9 protein-coding genes are annotated in these 9,408 nt (G+C 62.0%); 3 read left to right on the top strand and 6 right to left on the bottom strand.

The annotated features are described in order from the left end of the window. Positions 1 to 594 (bottom strand): NAD-dependent epimerase/dehydratase family protein (locus tag EN749_RS23385; RefSeq protein ID WP_128364062.1); only part of this gene is annotated, 594 nt, incomplete at its 3' end. Beyond that, complete coding sequence (locus EN749_RS23390) at positions 591 to 1,916, bottom strand: O-antigen ligase (RefSeq protein ID WP_128364063.1); 1,326 nt, start codon at positions 1,914 to 1,916, stop codon at positions 591 to 593. The genes EN749_RS23385 and EN749_RS23390, both read right to left, overlap by 4 nt. Positions 1,917 to 2,397: 481 nt before the next feature. Between EN749_RS23390 and cysD the strand changes: the two genes are divergently transcribed. Genes cysD through cysQ form a run of 3 tightly spaced genes read left to right on the top strand, consistent with a single transcriptional unit; the run spans position 2,398 to position 6,042 of the window. Next, a complete protein-coding gene (gene cysD, locus EN749_RS23395) occupies positions 2,398 to 3,303 on the top strand; it encodes a sulfate adenylyltransferase subunit CysD (protein WP_027035869.1) in 906 nt (301 codons plus the stop codon). Between the two features lie 2 nt (positions 3,304 to 3,305). Next, positions 3,306 to 5,243, top strand: coding sequence for a sulfate adenylyltransferase subunit CysN (gene cysN, locus EN749_RS23400; RefSeq protein ID WP_164873879.1), 1,938 nt, complete (start codon positions 3,306 to 3,308; stop codon positions 5,241 to 5,243). Positions 5,244 to 5,253: 10 nt separating this feature from the next. Further along, entirely contained in the window at positions 5,254 to 6,042 is a 789-nt protein-coding gene (cysQ, locus tag EN749_RS23405; protein ID WP_164874015.1) for a 3'(2'),5'-bisphosphate nucleotidase CysQ, read from the top strand. Positions 6,043 to 6,057: 15 nt separating this feature from the next. Here cysQ and EN749_RS23410 read toward each other — a convergent pair whose 3' ends face one another. From EN749_RS23410 to EN749_RS23425, 4 genes are all read right to left on the bottom strand, one after another. Continuing rightward, on the bottom strand, positions 6,058 to 7,200 hold the full coding sequence (locus EN749_RS23410) for a DegT/DnrJ/EryC1/StrS aminotransferase family protein (protein ID WP_127810963.1): 1,143 nt from the start codon (positions 7,198 to 7,200) through the stop codon (positions 6,058 to 6,060). Between the two features lie 248 nt (positions 7,201 to 7,448). Beyond that, entirely contained in the window at positions 7,449 to 8,372 is a 924-nt protein-coding gene (locus EN749_RS23415) for a carbohydrate kinase (protein WP_127810962.1), read from the bottom strand. Next, the gene (locus EN749_RS23420; RefSeq protein WP_127396452.1) at positions 8,369 to 8,815 is read right to left on the bottom strand and encodes an RbsD/FucU domain-containing protein; all 447 of its coding nucleotides are present in this window, start codon (positions 8,813 to 8,815) and stop codon (positions 8,369 to 8,371) included. Before EN749_RS23420 ends, EN749_RS23415 begins: the two co-directional genes overlap by 4 nt. Then, positions 8,815 to 9,408 (bottom strand): ROK family protein (locus EN749_RS23425; protein ID WP_145990980.1); only part of this gene is annotated, 594 nt, incomplete at its 5' end. The genes EN749_RS23420 and EN749_RS23425, both read right to left, overlap by 1 nt.

A 9,408-nucleotide genomic window follows, 5' to 3' on the forward strand; every position in this document is an offset into this window, starting at 1 on the left:
GATTCCGGTCAAGGCACCCGTCGGCAGCGGCAGCGGCGTATCGGCAAGGCGCATCAGCGTTGCCAGATTCCCCCTCATGCCGCTTCCATAAACCGGAGGCAGGCGCAACACGGCGGCGTCCGAGCGGCCGTGTAACGCGTAGGCGTCCAAAACCTTGATCTCGCCTTCGCGCTTCGAGCGTCCATAGGCGCATTGTGGGGCAGGAAGCGTGTCCTCGTCGATCGTTGCGCTGACGTGCGCGCCGATCACCGCTCGGATCGAGGAGAGATGGATGAAACGTCCGCTTATCTGGGCGGCCGCGGCATGCGCCAGCCTTGCGCTCAGTTCCACATTGGCCGCTTGGTAATCGGCTTCGGTTGCATTTCCCTGATCATTGTTGAGGCCGGCGCAATGGACGACGTCAGTCATATGCCGGGTCAGTTCCAGGAAGGCGGCGGCCGGCGCATCGAAGCCGGGCATCGGCACAGTCTCGTTCTCCGAACCAAGCCTCTCGGGATGGCGGGAGGCGAGGCGAAGCTCGGCACCGGCTTCGCGAAGGTGGCGCACGACAAGGCGCCCGATGAAACCTGTCGCGCCCGTGACCAGAACCTTCATGGCCTTACCCGAAACAGCTCTTTGGTGGCTGATGGAAGTGCTCGCTCTTCCATCACTGGTGCAAGTGCCTGCTCTTCCAACAAAGGAACATGGCGTCCGGAGGCGAGATATGTTCCGCTCACCAGGAAGACCATCAGCACCGAGTCCAGAATGTCATGGCCGATCAGGATGCCTGTCATTCCGGCCGTCAGATAGGTGATCACCACGACAACAATCATGGTCGCGCCGAACCGCTCGCTCGGATCGTTGCTGTTTCGCAAGACCCGGGCGGCATTTCCAGCGGCAACGATAAAGATCGCCGCCAGCGTCACGGCACCCAGAATTCCCGCTTGCACCAGGGCGGTCAGGAAGCCGTTGTGAAAATGGTTGAAGCCTGTGTCCATCGCGAACTGCTCATGAAAGCCCTGCTTGATCAGATGCTGGGTTGCACCCACACCGTGCCCGAACAGTGGCATGTCATGGAATGCTTTGAGGCCGATCTCCCAAAGCGCAACACGTATTCCCAACGAGGTGTCGTAATTGCCGCCAGCCCCAAGCGCACCCCAATCGGAGCGCAAAAAATCGACCCGCCCGGATATCGCCTGGAAGCTGGAAGCGGCGATCACGACGCCGACCGCTGCCAGCAGCAGCAGCAGGCGAACGGCATTCCTGCCTCTGAGCCTGTGCCGGTTGATCAGCATGACGGCGATGCCGGCGATCAGCAGTGCCAGCCAGACGATACGCGAGCCGGAATAGATGACGGCGATCGTCCCTGCCAGTGCCGCGTAGAAGAGGGGTGTCCGGGCTTGCACAAAACCGGACAAGGCGCCAGCCACACACATCACCACGGCAAGGCACACCACGGTTGCGAAGACGATCGGATTTCCGGCTCCACCCTCGGCCCTGACGCCAATCCAATATTGCTGGATGACGGCCATGAGCAGCGCGGCAAAACAGGCGGCCATGCTGGAAAGCACGATGATGCGGGTAAGCGTGGTTTTCTGAGTGATGCTCCAGGTCGAATAGGACACGGGAAAAAACAGGAAGGTGACGAGCGGGATAAGATGTGGCGCATCCCGGGCGAACGAATTGTTGACGATGGACGCCAGGAGATTGGAGGCGCAGTAGGCATAGATCGCGACCGTCATCCAGATCATGGCCCGGTCGGCGTTGAAGCGCCTTTTCCGTAAAGCAGTCAGCAGGACTGACGAAAGGCCTCCGCCATTGAATACAAAGCTGACCACCGATCCCAGAACCGGTGGAAAAAAGAAGCAAAGGATGGAGAAGTAGTTGTTGATCCGCGAAGGCGTGAATTGCTGTCTCAGGGATGAAAGCCGGGTCAATTTTCGGGCTCGCTGTCTTCGGCTAGTTTCATGCGGCGGATCTTGTTTGGCGAAGTTTAATGCGCTCGCCTCGAAATTGCCCATGATGCACTTGCCCACTTCCCGAGGCTGGTATAGCGGCTGCCCCCCATTTTCGATAGTGTATAGGGCAGATTGCCACCGAAAAGCGGCGGCAGGCGCGGGCCGACCAGAGGAAGTCCCTTGAAAGCCGCAGCTGATCCATTCAAGCAATATTTTCCCCGCGTTTTCTGGGCCGTTGAGCTTGCAGGCAGGAATTTCCGGATTTGCCGGCATCTGTGGAAAATTCATTCTCGAACCATGTGCGGCCGGGTCAGTCCAGCATTGTTCTTGACAATGGCGATCTGCTAGAACGCCGGCACGAGAAAGAACGTCCAGAAACAAGGCTCGAACCGGGCGCGAAGAGCTCGATGATTTGAGGCAAGGTCTTCTGTTGGAAGATACGAAAGAACGCCCACGGCCCATGACAACAGCGCTTACGCATCTTCAGCGGCTTGAAGCCGAGTCCATCCATATATTCCGTGAGGTTGCGGCCGCTTTTGCCAAGCCGGTCATGCTCTATTCGGTTGGCAAGGATTCATCCGTGTTGATGCATCTGGCGATGAAGGCGTTTTATCCCGCCAAGCCGCCGTTCCCCTTTCTTCACGTCGACACGACGTGGAAGTTCCGCGAGATGATCGCCTTTCGCGATCAGATGGCGCAGAAACTCGGCTTCGATCTCCTGGTTCATGTCAATGAAGACGGCGTGCGCGACAACATCAATCCGTTCGACCATGGTTCGAACACCCACACCCATGTCATGAAGACCGTGGCGCTGCGCCAGGCGCTCGACAAATACGGTTTCGATGCGGCCTTTGGCGGCGCTCGTCGCGACGAGGAGAAATCGCGCGCCAAGGAGCGCATCTTTTCCTTCCGCAACGCCCAGCATGTGTGGGATCCGAAGAACCAGCGCCCCGAAATGTGGAAGATATTCAACACCCGCATCGCATCGGGTGAATCGATCCGCGTCTTTCCGCTGTCGAACTGGACCGAACTCGATATCTGGCAGTACATCCTGCAGGAAAGTATCCCGATCGTGCCGCTCTATTTCGCCAAGGAACGACCGGTGGTGGAACGCGACGGCATGCTGATCCTGCGGGACGACGAGCGCATGAAACTGCGCCCCGGCGAGACGGTGGAGAACAGGCTGGTGCGGTTCCGCACGCTTGGCTGCTATCCGCTGACCGGCGCCATCGAATCGGATGCCGACACGCTGGAAGCCATCGTCGGCGAAATGCTGACGGCACGGACGTCCGAACGGCAGGGTCGCCTGATCGACCGCGATGAAGCCGGCTCGATGGAAAAGAAGAAGCGCGAGGGGTACTTTTGACCATGCGCCACATCATGGCAAAGAGCCTCGCTCCCACCGACGGCGTTCGCGACTATCTGGCTGCGCAGGAGAAGAAGTCGCTGCTGCGCTTCCTGACCTGCGGCTCGGTCGATGACGGCAAGTCGACGCTGATCGGGCGCCTGCTGTCCGACACCAAGCAGATTTTCGAGGACCAGCTCGCCGCGCTCGAACGCGATTCGCGCAAGCATGGCACGACGGGCGACGACATCGATTTCGCGCTGCTGGTCGACGGTCTGGAGGCCGAGCGCGAGCAAGGTATCACCATCGACGTCGCTTACCGCTTCTTCGCCACGCCGAAACGCAAATTCATCGTTGCCGACACACCTGGCCACGAGCAATACACCCGCAACATGGCCACCGGCGCCTCGACCGCCGACCTGGCGATCGTGCTGATCGATGCCCGGCAGGGTGTGCTTCGCCAGACAAGGCGGCATTCGATCATCGCCTCGCTGCTCGGCATCCGCCACGTCGTGCTGGCCGTCAACAAGATCGATCTTGTCGATTTCGATCAGGCGGTTTTCGACCGGATCGTCGAAGACTACGGGCAATTCTCGCGCGATCTCGGCTTCCAGACCATTGTGCCGATCCCGATGTCGGCCCGTTATGGCGACAATGTCAGCCGCCGGTCGGAAAGCATGGAATGGTATTCCGGTCCGACGCTGATCGAGCATCTCGAAACCGTGTCGGTCGACGAAGCGATGGTCGAACTGCCGTTTCGTTTCCCTGTCCAGTATGTCAACCGTCCCAATCTCGACTTTCGCGGCTTTGCCGGCACGGTCGCCTCCGGCTCGGTTGCGCCCGGCGACGAGGTCGTTGTCGCCAAGTCCGGCAAATCCTCGCGCGTCAAGCGGATCGTCTCGTATGGCGGCGATCTCGCCCAGGCGGCCGCCGGCCAGGCCGTCACGCTCGTCCTCGATGACGAAGTCGAAATCTCGCGCGGCAACATGCTGGTTTCGCCTGCCGCACGGCCGCAAGTCGCCGACCAGTTCGCCGCCAACATCGTCTGGTTCGACGAGCATGCGTTGCTGCCAGGCCGCTCTTACATCCTGCGCACCGAGACCGACCAGACCAGCGCCACCGTCACCGACCTGAAATATCGGATCAACGTCAATGACTTTGCCCATGAAGCGGCAAAGTCGCTCGACATGAACGAAGTCGGCATCTGCAACATTTCGACGCGGACGCCGATCGCCTTCGATCCCTTCGCCGAAAACCGCACCACCGGCGCCTTCATCCTGATCGACCGCATCTCCAGCGCCACGGTCGGCGCCGGCATGATCCTGCACTCGTTGCGCCGCGCCGAAAACATCCATTGGCAGTCGCTCGATGTCGGCAAGCGCGTGCGCGCCGACATGAAGAACCAGCGGCCCGCCGTGTTCTGGTTCACCGGGCTGTCGGGTTCCGGCAAGTCGACCATCGCCAACCTGTTCGAAAAGAAGCTGTTCGCCACCGGCCGCCACACTTATATCCTGGACGGCGACAACGTCCGTCACGGTCTCAACCGCGATCTTGGCTTCACCGACGCCGATCGCGTCGAGAACATCCGCCGCGTTGCTGAAGTGGCGCGTTTGATGGCCGATGCCGGATTGATCGTCATTGTTTCGTTCATTTCGCCCTTCAGCGCCGAGCGGCGCATGGCACGTGAATTGATGGCCGACGGCGAATTCGTCGAGGTGTATGTCGATACGCCTTTCGAGGAATGCGCCCGGCGTGATCCGAAGGGCCTCTACGCGCGCGCGCTGAATGGCGAGATCAAGAATTTCACCGGCGTCGATTCCCCTTATGAAGCGCCGGAAACCCCGGAGGTCCATCTTCGGACACTCGGCAAGTCGGCCGAAGAGATGGTCGACGCCCTGGAACACTGGCTGAACGAGCGCGACATTGCCGAAGACCAATACGATAGCGGCGGCGGCATCTGACGACAGGCTGATGCTTGAAATCTTCGAGCGCCTGGCCTTGTCGGCCGGGCGCGAGGTGATGCGTGTGTTCCACGCCGGCTGTGCGGTTGACCGTAAGTCCGACGCCTCGCCGGTGACCGAGGCGGACCGCGAGAGCGAAAAGATCATTCTCGCCGGACTGCGTGCCGCATTTCCCGATATCCCCTGCGTGGCCGAGGAAGAAGCTTCCGCCGGCATCGTGCCGCCCGATCTGGACGGGGCTTTTTTTCTGATCGATCCGCTCGATGGGACCAAGGAGTTCGTTAACCGCCGCACCGATTTCACCGTCAACATCGCGCTGGTTCGCGATGGCGTGCCGGAAGTCGGCGTCGTCTTTGCGCCCTGCACGGGCCGCTTCTTTTCCGGCCTGCCGGGCAGGGCGGAATCACTCGAAATCGATGGCGATTACCAGATCGTCGGCCGCCGGCCGATCGCGGCGAGAGCGGCCGCGACGCCGCTGGCCGTCGTCGCCAGTCGGTCTCACAACACACCGGAAACCGAGGCCTATATTCGCGACCTCGGTGCCGCCGAAATCGTTTCGGTCGGTTCGTCCTTGAAGTTCTGCCTTCTCGCCAGTGCCGAGGCTGATGTCTATCCGCGCTTCGGCCGCACCATGGAATGGGACACAGCGGCGGGCGACGCCATCCTGCGCGCCGCCGGCGGCATGACGCGCACGCTGGACGGCCAACCTCTGGTCTATGGCAAGCGCAGGCAAAGCGACGACGAGGATTTTGCCAATCCGCATTTCATTGCCAGCGGCAGGGCGGCGGGCCCCGGCTGAGAAAGGCTCGGCAGCTTACTCTGCCGCGGCCTGCGCCGAATTCGAGCCGATATAGTTGCGGATCGTCTCGATGATGCGGTCCTGGTCGGCTTCGCTGAGATAAGGGTGCATGGGCAGGCACAGGATCCGCTTCGGCAGGTCTTCCGATACGGCAAGGCCGGTCGGCGTGCGCGGGTAGTCGCGATAAGCGACCTGGGCATGCAGCGGCTTCACGTAGTAAATGACAGACGGAATGCCCTTTTCGCCGAGGTGCGCCCTCAGCCCGTCGCGCTTGGGCGTCTCGATGGCGTATTGCGCCCAGGCCGAACGGCTGCCGTCCAGATTGCGGGCGGCGGTGACGATGTCGCCAAGCCCTTCGGCATAGCGCTTTGCCACCACCTGGCGGGCGACCATCTCGTCTTCGAGGATTGCCAGCTTCTCGATCAGGATCGCCGCCTGGATCGTGTCGAGGCGTGAATTGATGCCGACGCGGACATTGTCGTACTGCGTCTCGCCCTTGCCATGGAAGGCGAAGGAGCGAAGCTGCTCGGCCAGCGCATCGTCATTGGTGAACATCGCGCCGCCGTCGCCGTAGCAGCCAAGCGGCTTGGCCGGATAGAAGCTGGTCGATCCGACATGGCCGAAAGCACCGCACATCTTGCCGTCGAGCGAACCGCCCATCGACTGGGCGGCATCCTCGATCACCATCAGCCCTTCTCGGCTGGCGATCGCCATGATCGCCTCGTAGTCGGCGGCAAGGCCAAACAGATCGACGGGAATGATTGCCTTCGGCTTCAGCCTTCCTTCCTTGTTGATCATGGCAATGGCCGCTTCGAGGCTGGCAATGTCGATGTTGTAGGTATGTGGGTCGACATCGACGAACACCGGCTCGGCCTTGGCCAGCGCCACCACTTCGGCGGTGGCGGCGAAAGTGAAGCTCGGCACGAACACGGCGTCGCCCGGGCCGACGCCGGCCGCAAACAGCGGCAACAGCAGTGCATCGGTGCCGTTGGCGCAGGCCACGACATGCTTGGTGCCGATATAGGCGGCGAGCTTGTTCTCGAATTCGGTGACTTGCGGGCCAAGAATATAACGGCCTTCGTCGACGACACGGTCGATCGCGGCCTTCAGCCGGTCGCGGATTCGTTCGCGCTGCGCGCCAAGATCGATGAACTGCATGTCGGCCTCAAAACGGGTTAGCCAGATAATCGGCCGCTGGTACCAGAGTTGCGCTTGCCGAGAAAGCCGGGCAGGCGGAGCCCCAAATTGCCCAAGTGTCGCAGTCCGTTACCAGTATTTCCCGGCGAATGTCAGTCAGATGCCGGAAATCCGGGCTTCGTCGGGCGCCATCCCGCCCTTATAGCCCTGTAAAAGAGCCCTGCGAAACATAAAGTGATCGATTGGGCTCAACTTATGTTGAGCGTTGCTCAGGCGATTTCATGTCGCCAGGGTGGATTGGCGCCGGCCCGCGACACGGTCACTGCCGCCGCCTTCGCGCCGAGCGCCAGCGCCTTGTGGATGGCGTCTTTCGACAAGGCGGAAATCGCCGCCTTGGTCAGCAGGCCCTGCTCATGCAAGGAGGCGAGGATGCCGGCGTTGAAGGTATCGCCGGCGCCGACCGTGTCGACCACCTCGACCTTTTCCGGCATGACGGTGACGGCATGTTCCCTGGTATAGCCGACGGCGCCTTCGCTGCCATGGGTGACGACGATCAGCTTCGGGCCTCGGTCCAGCCAGTTGCGGATGACATCCTCGTGCGAGCCGGCTTCGCCGAACCAGTTCAGGTCTTCGTCCGACAATTTCACGATGTCGGCCATCGCCATCATCGCGCGAATGCGCCTGAGGTGCTTGGCCTTGTCCGGTATGAAGTTCGGCCGGATGTTGGGATCGAGCATCATCACTCGACTTTCATGCTCGCGCCGCATGAACTCCTCATAGGCACTGCCGGCGGGCTCCGAAATCAGGCTGATGGCACCAAACAGCATGGCTTCGATCTCGCTGCCAAGCTGCGGCAGGTCGTCGACGGTCAGCATGCGGCCGGCGGTGTTCTCGTCATAGAAAGTGTAGGTCGCCTGGCCGTTGGTGAGCTTGACGAAGGCCAGCGTCGTTGGCCGTGGTGAGGTGTGCGCATAGGTGGAGCTGACCTTGCTTGCCCCCAGCGCATCCCGGAACTGGCCGCCGAACAGATCCGACGACAGGCCCGAAAAGAAGCCTGCCGGCGCGCCGAGCCGGCCAAGCGCGATCGCCGTGTTGAACACCGCGCCGCCGACATAAGGCGCAAAGGCCGGCTCACCCGCTGTCGTCGTGCGCGGCAGCATGTCGATCAGGGCTTCGCCGCAGCAGAGGATCATGGCTTCCTGGTCTCCGGCGGATGGATCACGCCCTTGCGTATGATGATGTTGGCGTAGAGCCGCGGCTCGCTGGTCGCGACGATGGCATGCGCCGATTTGACCCGTGCATAGAAGTCGGCGCCGGCCAGCGCAACCACCTTGCGGTCCGGCGCGCGTTTGGCGCAGATCGCCTCGATCTCATGGTGGACAGGATCGGCAAGCGAGGGATCGCCTTTGACAGAGGCGCGAAACAGCGCCTCTGGAACGGCGTCGTCTACCGGCAGCACGCTCAAGATCGCGTCGAGCACCGGGATGAGATGGTGCCCGTCGGCGCGCACCAGCCGGGTGGCCTGTTGTTCGGCCGGATAGTTTCCGTCGACAAGGGCGATTTCGTCGCCATGGCCCATGGCACGCAACGTGGCCAGAAGCTCCGGACCGAGCAGCGCCGGGATTCCGATCAGCATCAGGCGCTCCTGGAAATCGTCGTCGAGCCGATCAGGAAGCGTTCGGAAAGGGGCAGGCTGGCGCCGCCGAGCGCCCGGGCGTGAATGCCGACGGTTCCCTCGCGAACGGCGGGCAGCTTCAGGCCTTCGCCGTCGATCGTGGCGATTGCCGCGATGATGGCGTCGACCAGCCGGCGGCGCACCGCCTTCGGCATCCAGCCGTCGATCACCGCCGCTTCGAAATCGATGACCGAGGATGCGGCGACGATGGCGTAGGCAAGGGCTTGCGAGGCACTGGCGATCCAGTCGTCGAGTTCGGAGCCGATCTCGCCCCAGTCTTCCGGCGATGTCCACAGATGCGAGGCCTCGACGCCGCGCGCATTGAGCGCCTTTTCGAGCATGGCGATGGACGCCACGTCGATCAGCTGGGCCGGTTTGCCGTCCGGTCCGGGTACGGGCATCGAACCCAGCGCGCCGGCATTGCCGGTCGGGCCGCCAAACAGCCGGCCATTCAGCACGATTCCGCCGCCGGCAAAGGCGCCGATGTAAAAATAGACGAAGTCACGCGCGGCACCCGCCTGGCCGAAGACGAGCTCGGCGCCGCAGGCCGAAGT

It is taken from the genome of Mesorhizobium sp. M7A.F.Ca.ET.027.02.1.1, assembly GCF_004022985.1.
Lineage (GTDB): Bacteria > Pseudomonadota > Alphaproteobacteria > Rhizobiales > Rhizobiaceae > Mesorhizobium.